The sequence below is a fragment of the Natrinema hispanicum genome (assembly GCF_900111485.1).
Classification (GTDB): Archaea; Halobacteriota; Halobacteria; order Halobacteriales; family Natrialbaceae; genus Natrinema; species Natrinema hispanicum_A.
On sequence record NZ_FOIC01000017.1, the window covers coordinates 18,921 to 32,064 of the forward strand.

A 13,144-nucleotide genomic window follows, 5' to 3' on the forward strand; every position below is an offset into this window, starting at 1 on the left:
CTCGAGTTGCTCAACCTCAGCTGTTCTGGTCGTGAGCGCCCATCGGTGCTGTTCACGAAAGCGGTGTGCACCACTGTTCCTCTCTTCAGCACAATGGAAACCAACGGTCAGACCACTCTCTTATGTGCGCAGTTGATCATTTTGTTTACCGGAATCGCCATCATCTGTATACACCTTCACCTCTCCATCTTTCGTCAGACCGAGCGTGACCGTGTCGGTGAGTTGATTGGCGTCGGTAACCGCTTCGAGCGTCCCGTAGAGATGCGTATAGAGCTCTGGTCGACAGTATTTGATCTTGATACCAGCTTCGTCGCCGCGGGCGTATACCTGAGTAACAAGCTCATCAAACGATATTCCAGCTGGAACAGTAAATTGCACTGGCGCGCGTAGTGTCTGGGCAAGTTCGAGCGTCCGACGTGCCTTCTTGACGTTCGCTTCTGCGGCCCGTTCGATGGCACTGACGTTCGACGCGGTCGTTCCCAGTTTGTCGGCGACTTCCTGCTGGGTATGACCTCTTTCACGGAGTCTGAGCACCTCCACCTGTCGGTCAGTCAATATTGTACCTGTGGTCGCCGCCATATAAAGTCAAACAAGTGTATTTGAGATAAGCTTATTGATCAAACACTAGTTGTTGTGATATGGCTGGTGACGGACTGCGGACTCGCCGACGCTCGGTTCTCTCGGCTACCGCTGTCGCACTTTCGGGAGTCGCTGGTTGTTCCGGCACACTCCAGGGGCCCGACGGACAGTCAGTGCCCGTCTCGATGCTCGCTGCGGGAAGCTTGAACAATGCACTCGAAAACGGCTTGCGACCGAGCGTAGCTGCAACGGTTCAGATAGAAGCACACGGCTCCGCCGAGGTCGCTCGGCTCATCGCAGCGGGACAGAAAGATCCCGATATCGTCTCGGTTGCGGATATCGCCCTCTTTGACTCGCCACTTCAGCCGGCCTGGTTTGCCGAATTTGCGACCAATTCGATCGTCATCGCGTACAACCCCGATACTGAAGGTGGCCAACAGCTCGCCGATGCAGGGACAGAGAGTTGGTATCAACCGCTCTTGAACGGCGACATTACGATCGGGAGAACCGACCCGGATCTCGACCCACTCGGATATCGAGCGCTGTTCATGCTCGAGCTCGCGACTACACACTACGGAACGGACGCGAATCTCCGCGACGCGATTCCACGGACAGAACAGATCTATCCCGAAACACAGCTCATTAGCCAGTTCGAAACGGGGTCAGTTGATGCTGCCATTGCGTATCGAAACATGGCTGTCGAGCGTGGATACGACTATATCGACCTCCCAGTGGAAATCGATCTCAGTGATCCGAGCTATACAGACACCTACGAATCGGCGACCTACGAACTCCCAAGTGGAAAGGTCGTCAGCGGTGGGCTCATCAGTTATGGCGCAACGATTCGCAACCAATCGCCAGCCGCTGTTGATGTGTTCACGGAACACATAACGGGTGAGTATCTCAACGAGTTCGGGTTCGTCGTTCCGGACGATTATCCACGGTTCACAGGCAATGCTCCCGACGAAGTCACGAACTGACGTTGCTTCCAGGCGGTTCGACTGGCTGACAGTCGCGTTCCTCCTCGGAGCGGTGCTGCTCTGTTACTATCTCGTTCCACTCCTCGCGCTCGTTCTCAGTCAGCCACCAGGGGTCGTCATCCAGCGACTGACCAGACCAACTGTCGTCTCAGCCGCGACCACATCACTCACGGCGTCGATCACGAGTGCGGCCATCGCTTCAGTGTTCGGCCTCCCACTCGCTTACTGGCTTGCCCGCACTGACGGACGAGTGAAAACGGTCGTCACCGCCGTCGTCGTCCTGCCACTCGTGCTCCCGCCGATCGTCAGCGGCATGGTGTTGCTCACGGTCGTGGGCCCGAACACGTTCATCGGGGGACTGGCAGCAGCAAACGGCCTCCAACTTACCCGATCAGTCGCCGGAATCGTGCTGGCACAGACGTTTGTCGCCTCCCCATTCGTCGTCATCACGGCGAAAGCAGCGTTCGAAAGCGTCGACCGGAGCCTCGAGTATGCCTCACAGTCGCTTGGGAAGAGTCGGCTGACGACGTTTCGACGGGTCACACTGCCGCTTGCCTGGCCAGGAATCCTCGCCGGCATCACGCTTGCGTTCGCTCGTGCGATCGGCGAGTTTGGGGCGACGATCATGCTCGCGTACTACCCACGGACGATGCCCGTCCAGATCTGGGTCTCGTTTACAACGCTCGGATTAGAGAACGCCTTCCCCGTGGCTGTTATTCTGGTCGGAATCGCCGTCGCAACGCTCATCGTGTTGAACGTGCTCGGGACGAACCCACTGGAGTGATCAATGCTCGAAGTCAATTCCCTTACCAAGACGTACGACACCTTCGACTTTGGCCCAGTCGATCTCACCGTCGAGGATGAAGTCCTCTCGATCCTCGGTCCGTCGGGCAGTGGCAAGACGACACTGCTATCGCTGATCGCGGGCATCGTCGACACGGATGGTGGAACCATCTCGCTGAACGGCGACCGTCTCAATGGATGTCCGCTTCAAGAGCGCCGGACTGGCCTCGTGTTTCAAGACGGTGCTCTGTTCCCGCACATGACTGCCAGAGAGAACATCGGCTATGCCGCGACTGACCGGGATCGAATCACGAAGTTCGCATCGCTGCTCGAGATCACGGACGTGCTGGATCGCCGACCGCCGACACTGTCTGGCGGCGAACAGCAACGTGTCGCACTTGCACGCACGTTAGCGGCAGACCCTGACCTCCTGCTATTGGACGAGCCGTTAGCAAGTCTCGACGCGCCGATTCGGCGTCGACTTCGCAGGGAACTCCATGCGCTGTTCACATCACTCGAGATACCGGTGATCTACGTGACCCACGATCAACGAACGGCGACGGCACTCGGTGACCGAACTGCCATCGTTCGCGACGGTGCAATCGAGCAGGTGGGATCGCCAATGGCCGTTATCAACCGTCCTGCAACGCGATTCGTCGCGAGATTTACCGGCAACGAGAATCTGTTCGATGCAACTGTCGTTGAACAGCGCGAAGACACCACTCTTCTTCGAGTTGGCAACATTCGGCTTCAGGCGACGACGGCGGCCGCAGCTGGGACAACCGTCACTCTCTGTATCCATCCATCGCGGATACAGGTACACACGCCGAACGGGGGTGACGACTGCCATGATGAGAACACGGCGTCGGGGACGATCGACCGATGGTTAACTGAAGGGAACGAGTATCGAGTGGAAATCGACCTTGACGACGCACCGATCACGCTTACGACGACGATTCGTCCACCGAGTTTTGACCAATTACCGCTTGAAGCCGGTTCTCGCGTTCGAGTGACGATTCCACCTGCTGCGATCCATCTACTTCGTTGACAAGTAACACGTTTTACGGCTGTGGTCTTGCGCCTGTTCTGTGTCTGATCTATCGCGATAGAATTCGGTAATGTTGATTATAATTGGTATCGCTATTGGTCATCAGGTACTTCGGGAAGGCTAAGATACAGTGAGAAGAGTTCCTCGCCACAATTGAAGCACTTTCGTGGGCCTTCGTCTGGAGACGATGTTGCCATGACGTTACCGCAATGTCGACACACATGAAGGTGATTTCTGTCTCCCATATACCGAGGAACTCCGCGGAGATATAAATTATTTTCACCCATGTTCTGTGTAAGTAAGTCGACGAGAACACTCTCTGTATTAGTTAATTCTGTCCTGTTAAAATACTAAAAGCGGTACAAATATCTCAGCACGCAGACGGTCTCACGTAGTGGCTTTGTGAAGTATGGACCGTAACTGTATCATTGTTTATACGAAGGTCTACTCGAACGGTGTTATCGCCATCGCACGTCTCGTCAATCGTGCCTGCTGCGTTCGTCGTGGCTTGCAGCGTGTACTCTCCAGCAGGGAGATCATCAATAACAATATATTGACCGGGCAGAGACGCGTCATACTCGTCAGCCCACCCGGCACTGATCCCTTGATACTCACAATCGAACTGGGAACTACTACTGGCGGTTGAACGGGTTTGATACAGATCCCGAAGACAGAATGTCTGTTTTCTTACCGCACCCGTCCTCTCGCCCGATTCGTCAAGCAGGACGTAGTTATTGAAACCTTTTAAGTGCGCGTGGCCATGGGACTCCGAATATTCGAACAGATCAGGGCGGTTCTCAGGACGGCCTAATTCGGCATCCGCGTCTCCCATATTGTAGATGATCATATCAAATCGAAGTAGCCTATGTTCGCCTGGGGTTACAAAGCCGTCTTCAACGTCAGGGCTGGACTCATCAAACACTTCTGTTGAAACGCTGAAATCCTCGACGCCTGGAACGAAGTTGACCCCTGTCCTGTCCGCAACGTGGCCGTCCGAGGGTTCAGTATCGGACTCGACTGTCGTGGGTGGCGGTGTCGCCGCGTTCTCTTCGTCCGCCGTGCCTTCGCTTCCGGGGGTCGTGGAGGTGTCCGTGCTCCTGTCGTTCACTGTGAACGGATTGTCAACCGCAACGCCTCCGAGCGTAATCATGCCGACCCCCGCCACTACGATGATGAGAACACCCATCAGTGCCGTCGCACGCTTCCTACCTTTTATCCATTTTATTTTCACACTTCCTCACCAAACTGTACCCAGGCCTAAGTGAGAAGAAATATAGTAAGATCCCTATTAATCGAATGATGGAATAATATGCCTGTACTAAATTATCATTAACTGGTGAACACTATTCTTACTTCTATTTTCTTCATAGAGCTGTGTTGAATCGCCATACTGCGGTGGGAGTCACTGTTTGACAGCCCGCTTGCTGGTAGAGACCGATGGTACGCTCGGTCGGAAGATTTTTTTGCTGTCAAGTACACCGTGATTCGATGCCCTCCCGGAGAGCCCTCCTGTCGGCCATCGGTACTACTGCCTCCGTCGGAACGGCCGGCTGTGTCGGTCGGATTCGACGCGAACTGAGGGGCTATACCCCGATCGAAGGCCCCTGTGACGATCCACCAGGAGCGTGGCCGACCGCCGGTGGTGACCCCGGACGCACCGGTCGGACTACCACTGTTCCGCCAGCACCTGACGCCACCGCTGTGGACCTGCTTGCTAGCATCCGTGACGATAATGGGCAGCAGCAACACGCCTTGTCTCTCCCTGTAGTCGCAGATGGAACAGCGTATCTCCCCGTAACCGGTGGACTCGCCGCGGTTGCCCTCGACGCGCCGATAAACGGGCCGATGTGGAATCGGGACCTCGAGGACGGCATGACTGCCACACCGCTGCTCGCCTGCGAGGCCGTCTTCGCCCCAGGAATGAATCAGCTGGCCGCCCTTGACCAGACATTGGGCGACCAGTATTGGCGAGCTGACGTCGGAAGTCACCACCGCAACGATGCCACTATCGCGGCTCTCGACGACACGATCTACGTCGCTGGAGGCGGTCTCGCCGCCGTCGATATCCGTACCGGAACGGTCCAAGAGCTTGAGGGTGCCGGCGAAACGCTGGCCCTCGACGACGACAGTGTCTACACGACCCGAAGCGACGCCGGTATCTTCGCGTACGACCTGAACGGCGAGGAGCGCTGGCATATCTCGAGCAAGGAGGTCCGCGGGTCCCCCTCAGTTCTCGACGGAACGGTCTGGGTTGCCGACTACCATGGGACGGCCTCCGCTATCGACGCCAAGACCGGAGAGGTGCACTGGTCTCACTCGCTTCCCGGTGTCAACAAAGTCGACGCTGGACTTGCGGTGGCTGGAGACGAGGTATTCGTTCCCGCCGGTACCGGGACCACGAGCGTGGCCCTTGATGCCGCCACGGGCGAGATCCGGTGGGCTGTCGATACTGGCATCGTTACCGGCCGTCCGGTGGTCGGTGACGACTGGGTCGCGTTCGGGCGGACAAACGACGGGGTCAGCGTCTACGACCGATCGACAGGCGAGGAGCGAATCACTTGGTCGCGCGCCGAGCACCACTTCGGCATGATCGGTGGGCTCGTCCCGGTCGAGGAGGGGTTCGTGATTTGGGAGGGACCCTCTTTGGGACTCTCGCTGCTTCGCTGAAGAGACGGTGATGCGCGTCACGCGTGACGCGCTCGCCGTCGAGAAACCAATCTGGATAGTCGGTGACAGTGCCTACGACACGCTTGAGTGGCACGATCCCTGCGACCAGCAGGCGGTCGTGCCAATCGGTCCGTATAATCCGCGAAACACGGATGAACCGCTTGAAATCGAGTACAGGGTCGAAGGTCGGATCGAGGTAACGAAGCGGCGGCGCAAACAGGAGTTCGTCCAGCAAATGCAATCACTCGTGGATGATCACTACCCGGATGCAGTCGGCATCCGGGTAGTAATGGACAATCTGAACACGCACCAACGGTACGCCTTCTATGAACATCTCCCGCCAGAAGAAGCTCGTCGATTACTCAACAAGCTCGAATTTCACTTCACGCTGGAACACGGGAGTTGGCTGAACATGGCAGAGATTGAGTTCAGCGCCCTGTGGACGGAATGTCTTGATCGGCGCATTCCTGACGCAGCGACACTCCGTGCGGAGGTCGCTGCGTGGGAACGTACTCGAAACGAGGACGAATCCACGATTGACTGGCAATTCACGACCGACGATGCTCGAATCAAACTCCGCCAGCTATAACCAACAATTGACCTCCTCCACGCCCTGAAGGGCGTGGAATCCGACCATCGGATTTCCGCCGAATGTGGCGTTCAAGGTTCCAACCCGCACTCAAGGGGAACCGGCAGCATACCGGAGGAACTCTCGTTTCCTCCCCTGTATAGGGCTGTGGCCCGGTCAAACAGGCCCCATCGAATATCATGTCATCGCCGTGCGAACCACCGCTGATCCGCTTCCCCTTGTGGTTCGGGGTCGGCATCTCACGGTATTCGTAGCACTCCATGCTACGGTAAACCACATGAAAATGGTTATGGTGGAAATCCGGCCTGGCCACCGATTGCGAGTAGCATGCTGAGCCTACCGCTGGACCTCCGCCTGAAGACGGAGGTATGCGCTCAAATTCATATCACGATTGAAGCCGCACTAGTGTGTCACCACACTACTCAGAAATACGCCCCATATACAGCAGAATGAAACGCGCGGCAGCGTAGCCCTTCATGAGGCACTTCCCACAGCCGTCCCGTCGAATTCGACGGTATCAGCCACTGTGGGTCCGGTGAAGCGCCGGAGTTGATGTCAGCGGAGGTCGGTTCCTTCCCTCGTCACGGGGAGTGAGGTACCAGTCGTTCGCCGGTAGCGAAATCGGCGGAAGATACTGTTTGGAAGAAGGTTGACTGCGTGATTACGCACTCGGCAACCGAGATTCGATTGTATTGTCGCGAGTTTTCCAAGCCAGTGTGATTCCGAGCGGATCCGCTCGGCACGGTGCTTTCGCTCGCGTTCATATGTTTCTAGCGCCGTTGTGTGATCAGAATACCTACTGAGTGCGGCGGCCAACGAGAGTGCGTCCTCGATCGTCTGTGCTGCACCTTGACCGGCGAACGGTAACATTCCGTGAGCGGCATCTCCGGCAAGAACCACTGACCCGCGTGACCACTGGTCAAGTGGTGGCACAGCCATGAGGCCAGTCGTGATTATGTCTTCGTCAGGGGCGAACGAATTGATGATAGTCGGAACTGGTTCCGGGAAGCTACTGTAGTATTCGCGTAACCGTTCCGTGATGGTCTGTCGGCCAGTAGTCGCCGTCTCGAACGGACTCGGACTTGGTGTCGTAGCGAACCAATAGAAGCGATCAGAGCCGATCGGAGCGCCGCCAGTGTAGGTTCCCTCTCCCCAGACCTCTACTCCTCGAGTGCGGTGGTGCTCTGGCAATGCACAGGTTGCAGTGGCTCGATAGACGGTGGCGTCGAGCGTCTGCAACTCAATCTCGGGAGCGATCACGTCACGCACAGTCGACTTGATGCCGTCTGCACCAACGAGAAGATCGGGGTGGATACGCGTCCCATCTTCGAATCGGGCCGTTGGTGGGTCCGTGTCTTCAATTTCTGCACAGGCTTTGTCTGTTTTGACTCGTGAGTCGAGTTCATCGAGGAGGAGTCGCTGCAGGTCGCCGCGATGGATTGCGACATAGCCGTAGTCGAAGTGCGCCCGTTCAACGCCATCCAGATCGAGTCGCCGCAGGGTTCGACCACTCGTCGAGAGGATCCGACCACTGTCGAGTGGTACTCCTGTTGACTGGATTTGGTCTGCGATTCCGAGCCGGTCGAACACCAGCAACGCGTTCGTCTGGAGGAGAATGCCGGCACCGACCGGTTGGTATTCGGATGCTGCTTCGTATACCGTCGGCGACAGCCCTCGCTGCTCGAGCGCGAGTGCAGTCGTGAGACCGCAAATTCCGCCGCCGATGATCGCGATCTCTGTTGTCTCTCCGAGATGCTGCATGGCTATCAGCACGGCCTTGAAAGTAGAAGCGTAACTGCCGGTCAAACATTGCTTTTTAAGTTATTAGAGTTAATTCTTCGGTCAATGCGATATCTCACTGTCAAAATAACTCCTGCTGAAGGTGAGGCGTTTCACCCAACTGCGGCGGCGCTGCGAGACGAATCAGCGATCACCCGAGAGGCGATTCATCACGTCGAACTGCTCGCCGATGATACAGTGTTGGTGTTTGCTGAGGGGAGTGGCGATTCGGGCCGATACGAAGCGATTATGCGGGACTCCTCTCTTGTGGAGGAATATCTCGTCTCCGGAGAGGACCGGTGGATGGCGGTGAGTCAGTTCCAGCCCTCGGACGTGATGCGGCGATTCTTGGAGTTCGAACGCGAGTCGGACATCGTCATCGAGACGCCGATTACGATCAACTCTGATGGATCGGTTCGAGTTACCTACGTAGGGAGCGATTCAGCATTTCAAGAGGCTCTTCGACGCGTCGATGAGGAACTCCCGCTGACGTACGAGGTCATGGAAACGGGAAGCTACGACCCGGACGTGAATAAGCTTTTGAGAGTGTTAACAACGCGTCAGCAAGAAGTACTCGAAGCGGCTGTCGAAGTTGGATATTACAGTACTCCTCGGGAGGCGACCCATAAGGACGTGGCTGAACGCGTCGGGATCGCACCCACAACCGCGGGTGAACACCTTCGGAAAGTCGAGGAACAAGTCTTTGACGCGCTCGTTCGCTAAGTCGTTAGTTAGCGGACGCCGGGGACTCTCCTTTGATCAGCGCATCGTCTAGTACCGTCCCAATCGTGGACAGCTAGGTTATCTTCTCTGGGTGCGTATCTACAGGAATGAGCCGGAAGAAGTACATCGTCGATCTCTCAGACGAAGAACGCACTGAACTCGAAGAGTTCGTTACGAAGGGCACACACCGGGCAGAAGCAATCAACCGCGCAAGGATCCTCCTGAAGGCTGATGACGGGCTCACAGATGAGGCCATCTGTGAGCACGTCGGGTGTTCGGTTGGGACACCCCATCGGACCCGAAAAGCGTACTCCGAGCGAGGGATTGCGGCGATTCATCGCCGCAAACCCGACAGAGACTACACACCGAAACTTGACGGTCGTGCTGAAGCTCATCTCGTTGCTCTCGCCTGTTCAGAGCCACCAGAAGGCCGAACGCACTGGACGTACGCGCTCCTCGCTGACCGCCTTGTCACGCTTGAGGAGATCGAGTTCGACTCGATCTCCGAGGAAACCGTCCGACAGCGGCTAAAAAAACGACCTGAAGCCACACCGCTCTGAGTACTGGCTTATTCCGCCCAAAGAGAACGCAGAGTTCGTCTATCGGATGGAAACAATCCTTTCGCTCTACGAAGAGCCGTACGACGAGACCCGTCCAGTCATCTGTTTCGACGAGTCCAGCAAAGCACTTCGAAAACACGTCCGCGACCCGCTCCCGGCGTCACCGGGAGCGGTCGCTCGCACAGATCACCACTACGAACGTAATGGGAAACGAATGCTTCACCTGGCAACTGAGCCGTTGACTGGCTGGTGTCGCTTCCATGTGACTGAACGGCGGCGGACCTGTGAATGGATCGACTGTATGCAGGCGATTGCCGACGACTACCCGGATGCTGACTGCATCCGGGTAGTCTTAGACAATCTCAGCACACACAATCCGGCCGCCTTCTATCGGTTCTTCCCGCCCGAGAAAGCACGCAAGTATCTCGATCGGTTCGAGTTCTACTACACGCCCACGCACGGAAGTTGGCTGAATATGGCCGAACTCGTCTGGAGCACGCTCCAGACCCAGTGCCTCAACCGCCGAATTCCGGACGCAGCGACCCTCCGGTCGGAGGTCGCTGCGTGGGAAGCTGAGCGCAATAAGTTGGATGTCACGGTCAACTGGCAATTCACAAACGAGGACGCTCGAACGAAACTACACCGACTCTATCCGACTATCGAGGAGACCAAGAACTAGTCACTCAACGGTTGGGAAGGTACTAGCACTTTCAACCCGTGAACTGCGTAGTGCTTTTCTCTTCTAGAAGATTAACTGGCATCTGTGTCGTTCGTCCTCGATGAGGTATCCGGCACGATAACCCGTTCTCCGTCGTGGTGAACCACCGAGACGTTCGCTCCGTAAACCGTCCGGATCGTATCCGGCGTGAGGATCTCGAGGGAGCCGGCATCGTAGATCCGCCCGTCGTGGAGTAACACGAGACGGTCGCAGTAGCGGGTGGCAAGGTTCAGATCGTGCAAGGCGGCGACAACTGCCACATCTCGTTTCTGGACGTGCGTAGAAACGAGTTCCATCACATCGAGACGGTGTTTGAGATCGAGCGCGCTGTCATTGTGTTGGGGGACGTAGCTAGCGACTCGAGCGAGTTCGTTGGGACCGAATGCCTCGACGTTCCGCCCGTCGATAGTGATCTGTCCGGCGTCGGGGTTGAGAAATGAACGTCAAGAATAGCAAGAGACGCTACATCGGTTACTGTCGTCACTTTCAACGTCTGAGCGCTATTTCCAGATAGTTGATAGTAGTCTGACGAGGCAGCGCGTCGGTCGAGGAACGTGCTGTCGAAAGTTGCAGGTCCAGGCTGCGGGTGTTGCTGCGCTGAACGCGAACCAACGCCCGCCAGACACACATTTTGAGCCAACCGAAGACACTGCTCAATGGAGTCGAGGAGATCGATTTCCGCTAGAGTTCGTTTGTAGACGCTCTACCTCCCGAAAACGTACAGTCTTGCCAACATATTAGAGTACGGTATCAATCGACGGATTCTCCACTCCCATACAGCGCGCGACATCGTCGACGGACTTCATCTCGAAGACGAAGTAGTCCGCCGGAACCGTCTCGACGAGCTCTCGGTACGACGGCAGCGGATCATGGGTGTCACCGGTGCCATCGTTATCGTGGAGATGACAGACGCGGATGCGCTCGCCAAACCGGTCAACGAAGTCACGCCAGTCGTAGCCGTTTGCCTTTGCGTGGCCCACGTCAAGCGTGACACCGAGGGCATCACCGACCGGTACCGTCTGTAGCGTCGCTTCGAGATCAGCCGGTGACGTCGTGTAGCGTCGCTTCGACTCGTTCCGTGGCTGATTCTCCAGACAGAGCGCCACGCCGATCTCGTCGGCGTACTCGGCACACTCGAGCAGCGACTGACGGGCGTTGTCGGCGGCCTTCTCGCGGACCCACTCGGGATAGCGGTGGGGTACGGCACCGCCGTGGACGACAACGGCACCGGCGTCGGCGGTCGCCGCGTCGTCGAGGGTCTGTTTGACCTGCTCGACGCTCGCCCGTCGGACGGCGTCGTTGAAACTGCCCATGTTCCAGTCACGAAACGGTGCGTGGTACGTGACCGAGACACCGTATTGATCGGCCAACTCGCCGAGTTCCGCAGCCGTCGGCACGTCGGGGTGTCCCTCCAGATACTCGCGCTTGAGCTCGAGGTGGTCTAAGCCGAGGTCGGTGAGGAACTCGAGGAACTCCTCGACGGACGCCCCGAAGCGAACGTCCATGGCCGCACCGAGTCGACTCATGGCGATCCCTCCGCGCGATAGACCGGCGTGCCTGCGACGAGCGCCTGCGTGACCGTTGGCGTCGGGTTCTCGTCGATCACCACCAGGTCCGCCCGTGCTCCTTCCGTAATCCGTCCGCGGTCGGTGAGTCCCACGGCGTCGGCCGGCTGTTTCGTGACGCGGGCGACTCGCTCGGGCAGCGGGTCGCCGGTATCGACGAACGGCGCGGCGAGCAGAGACGTGGGGTGGTAGTCCGCGACCAGCGCGTCCACGACACCGGCGTCGATAGCGTCCGCCGTTCGCAGGTTGCCCCACTGGCTCCCGCCGCGAACGAGGTTGGGCGCACCCATCGTGACGGTCATCCCCAGTTCGTGGGCACGTTTCGCCGTCGCGAGCGTGATCGGGTACTCGCTGATATCCACGCCGACGTTGGAGAGCCGTTCGACCTCCGTGGCTTCCTCGTCGTCGTGCGAAGCCGTCGGAATACCGTGGTCGTGGGCAGTCTCTACGACGCGGTTTACCCGCTCGCGGATCGTTCCCAACTCGAGGTCGCCGCGCTCTTTGATCAGCTCCTGTGCTTCTTCTATCGTGTGTTTTTGGGAATTGCGGTAGTAGTCGAGGAACGCCTCCTCGTTGCGGAACTGGCCCTTACCGGGGATGTGGCTCATCACGGACACGAGGTCGGCGTCACCGGCGGCGATGAGCTCTTCCACAGCCTCGACGCACCGTTCCTGTGTCACCTCACAGCGAGCATGGATGCGGTGGTCTGCCATGAGGTCGTCGGCACGCTCGACGGCGTCGGTGATCTCTGCACCCAGTTCCGGCGAACGGTTTTCCTTGGGATCGACCTCGAAGGAGATGGCGTGGAACTTCGTCGTGATGCCGGCAGCGAGGTTCGCACGGTCGGCGGCGGCGAGCGCCATGTGCGTGTCCATCCGTGCACCCGACCGCGGGTGGAGGTGGGACTCGATATCGTCGCCGTGGAGGTCGATCAGCCCGGGGAGGACAAGGCGATCCCGTGCGTCGACGGTCTCGTCTGCGCGCCGTTCAACGTCGCCGATACCGGCGATCCGGTCACCCTCGATACGGAGCGCTCCCTCGACGACTGCCTCGGGCGTGACGAGGCGGGCGTTTTCGACGACGATTGTTGACTCGTTGACCGCGCGCTGTCCGCTCACGCAACCACCTCCAGCGCGCTGCGCTGGCGTACTCT

13 protein-coding genes and 2 pseudogenes are annotated in these 13,144 nt (G+C 57.9%); 8 read left to right on the forward strand and 7 right to left on the reverse strand.

What is annotated here, in order from left to right; genetic code table 11:
- Window positions 1–120: 120 nt before the first annotated feature.
- Window positions 121–579, reverse strand: a complete 459-nt coding sequence (locus BSG09_RS14210) for a Tfx family DNA-binding protein (RefSeq protein WP_092934243.1) — start codon at window positions 577–579, stop codon at window positions 121–123.
- Window positions 580–638: 59 nt separating this feature from the next.
- Between BSG09_RS14210 and BSG09_RS14215 the strand changes: the two genes are divergently transcribed.
- The 3 genes from BSG09_RS14215 to BSG09_RS14225 are packed head-to-tail and all read left to right on the forward strand — an operon-like array spanning window position 639 to window position 3,390.
- On the forward strand, window positions 639–1,559 hold the full coding sequence (locus tag BSG09_RS14215) for an extracellular solute-binding protein (RefSeq protein ID WP_092934245.1): 921 nt from the start codon (window positions 639–641) through the stop codon (window positions 1,557–1,559).
- Window positions 1,534–2,343, forward strand: coding sequence for an ABC transporter permease (locus tag BSG09_RS14220; protein ID WP_092934247.1), 810 nt, complete (start codon window positions 1,534–1,536; stop codon window positions 2,341–2,343). The genes BSG09_RS14215 and BSG09_RS14220 overlap by 26 nt, the downstream gene beginning before the upstream one ends.
- A gap of 3 nt (window positions 2,344–2,346) precedes the next feature.
- Window positions 2,347–3,390: an ABC transporter ATP-binding protein gene (locus BSG09_RS14225; RefSeq protein WP_092934249.1), complete on the forward strand. Its 1,044-nt coding sequence runs from the start codon at window positions 2,347–2,349 to the stop codon at window positions 3,388–3,390.
- 370 nt (window positions 3,391–3,760) lie between these two features.
- Here BSG09_RS14225 and BSG09_RS14230 read toward each other — a convergent pair whose 3' ends face one another.
- Entirely contained in the window at window positions 3,761–4,576 is an 816-nt protein-coding gene (locus BSG09_RS14230) for a lysyl oxidase family protein (protein WP_223174777.1), read from the reverse strand.
- A gap of 302 nt (window positions 4,577–4,878) precedes the next feature.
- On the opposite strand from BSG09_RS14230, the gene BSG09_RS14235 reads away from it, so the two are divergent.
- Together BSG09_RS14235 and BSG09_RS14240 are read left to right on the forward strand one after the other, a co-directional pair.
- The gene (locus BSG09_RS14235) at window positions 4,879–6,057 is read left to right on the forward strand and encodes a PQQ-binding-like beta-propeller repeat protein (protein WP_092934253.1); all 1,179 of its coding nucleotides are present in this window, start codon (window positions 4,879–4,881) and stop codon (window positions 6,055–6,057) included.
- Window positions 6,050–6,646: pseudogene (locus BSG09_RS14240) on the forward strand (transposase); the annotation flags it as partial. The gene BSG09_RS14235 and the pseudogene BSG09_RS14240, both read left to right, overlap by 8 nt.
- 555 nt (window positions 6,647–7,201) lie before the next feature.
- Here the strand turns inward: BSG09_RS14240 and BSG09_RS14245 are convergent.
- Window positions 7,202–8,407, reverse strand: coding sequence for an FAD-dependent monooxygenase (locus tag BSG09_RS14245; protein WP_092934255.1), 1,206 nt, complete (start codon window positions 8,405–8,407; stop codon window positions 7,202–7,204).
- 84 nt (window positions 8,408–8,491) lie between these two features.
- On the opposite strand from BSG09_RS14245, the gene BSG09_RS14250 reads away from it, so the two are divergent.
- The 3 genes from BSG09_RS14250 to BSG09_RS21125 all read left to right on the forward strand — a co-directional run bounded on the left by BSG09_RS14250 (window position 8,492) and on the right by BSG09_RS21125 (window position 10,387).
- Window positions 8,492–9,148, forward strand: coding sequence for a helix-turn-helix domain-containing protein (locus BSG09_RS14250; RefSeq protein WP_092934257.1), 657 nt, complete (start codon window positions 8,492–8,494; stop codon window positions 9,146–9,148).
- Window positions 9,149–9,255: 107 nt separating this feature from the next.
- The gene (locus BSG09_RS21120; RefSeq protein ID WP_217650126.1) at window positions 9,256–9,708 is read left to right on the forward strand and encodes a helix-turn-helix domain-containing protein; all 453 of its coding nucleotides are present in this window, start codon (window positions 9,256–9,258) and stop codon (window positions 9,706–9,708) included.
- Between the two features lie 10 nt (window positions 9,709–9,718).
- Window positions 9,719–10,387: an IS630 family transposase gene (locus BSG09_RS21125; RefSeq protein WP_254799186.1), complete on the forward strand. Its 669-nt coding sequence runs from the start codon at window positions 9,719–9,721 to the stop codon at window positions 10,385–10,387.
- A 71-nt stretch (window positions 10,388–10,458) separates the two neighbouring features.
- On the opposite strand, the gene BSG09_RS14260 is transcribed toward BSG09_RS21125, so the two are convergent.
- From BSG09_RS14260 to BSG09_RS14275, 4 genes and pseudogenes are all read right to left on the reverse strand, one after another.
- Window positions 10,459–10,722: an ATP-binding cassette domain-containing protein gene (locus tag BSG09_RS14260; protein WP_223174759.1), complete on the reverse strand. Its 264-nt coding sequence runs from the start codon at window positions 10,720–10,722 to the stop codon at window positions 10,459–10,461.
- Between the two features lie 134 nt (window positions 10,723–10,856).
- Window positions 10,857–11,071 (reverse strand): annotated as a pseudogene (locus tag BSG09_RS14265) (IS5/IS1182 family transposase); the annotation flags it as partial.
- Between the two features lie 92 nt (window positions 11,072–11,163).
- The gene (locus BSG09_RS14270) at window positions 11,164–11,952 is read right to left on the reverse strand and encodes a sugar phosphate isomerase/epimerase family protein (RefSeq protein ID WP_092934259.1); all 789 of its coding nucleotides are present in this window, start codon (window positions 11,950–11,952) and stop codon (window positions 11,164–11,166) included.
- Window positions 11,949–13,109 (reverse strand): alpha-D-ribose 1-methylphosphonate 5-triphosphate diphosphatase, encoded by a 1,161-nt coding sequence (locus BSG09_RS14275; protein ID WP_092934261.1) that lies wholly within the window; start codon window positions 13,107–13,109, stop codon window positions 11,949–11,951. The genes BSG09_RS14270 and BSG09_RS14275 overlap by 4 nt, the downstream gene beginning before the upstream one ends.
- Window positions 13,110–13,144: the final 35 nt, after the last annotated feature.

Excerpts from the sequence above, each read along its gene's own strand:
- BSG09_RS14245 (WP_092934255.1), bottom strand. The coding sequence starts at position 8,407 with ATGCAGCATCTCGGAGAGACAACAGAGATCGCGATCATCGGCGGCGGA.
- BSG09_RS14230 (WP_223174777.1), bottom strand. The coding sequence starts at position 4,576 with ATGGGTGTTCTCATCATCGTAGTGGCGGGGGTCGGCATGATTACGCTC.
- BSG09_RS14210 (WP_092934243.1), bottom strand. The coding sequence starts at position 579 with ATGGCGGCGACCACAGGTACAATATTGACTGACCGACAGGTGGAGGTG.
- BSG09_RS14220 (WP_092934247.1), top strand. The coding sequence starts at position 1,534 with ATGCTCCCGACGAAGTCACGAACTGACGTTGCTTCCAGGCGGTTCGAC.
- BSG09_RS14215 (WP_092934245.1), top strand. The coding sequence starts at position 639 with ATGGCTGGTGACGGACTGCGGACTCGCCGACGCTCGGTTCTCTCGGCT.
- BSG09_RS14260 (WP_223174759.1), bottom strand. The coding sequence starts at position 10,722 with ATGGAACTCGTTTCTACGCACGTCCAGAAACGAGATGTGGCAGTTGTC.
- BSG09_RS21120 (WP_217650126.1), top strand. The coding sequence starts at position 9,256 with ATGAGCCGGAAGAAGTACATCGTCGATCTCTCAGACGAAGAACGCACT.
- BSG09_RS14270 (WP_092934259.1), bottom strand. The coding sequence starts at position 11,952 with ATGAGTCGACTCGGTGCGGCCATGGACGTTCGCTTCGGGGCGTCCGTC.
- BSG09_RS14250 (WP_092934257.1), top strand. The coding sequence starts at position 8,492 with ATGCGATATCTCACTGTCAAAATAACTCCTGCTGAAGGTGAGGCGTTT.
- BSG09_RS14225 (WP_092934249.1), top strand. The coding sequence starts at position 2,347 with ATGCTCGAAGTCAATTCCCTTACCAAGACGTACGACACCTTCGACTTT.
- BSG09_RS14235 (WP_092934253.1), top strand. The coding sequence starts at position 4,879 with ATGCCCTCCCGGAGAGCCCTCCTGTCGGCCATCGGTACTACTGCCTCC.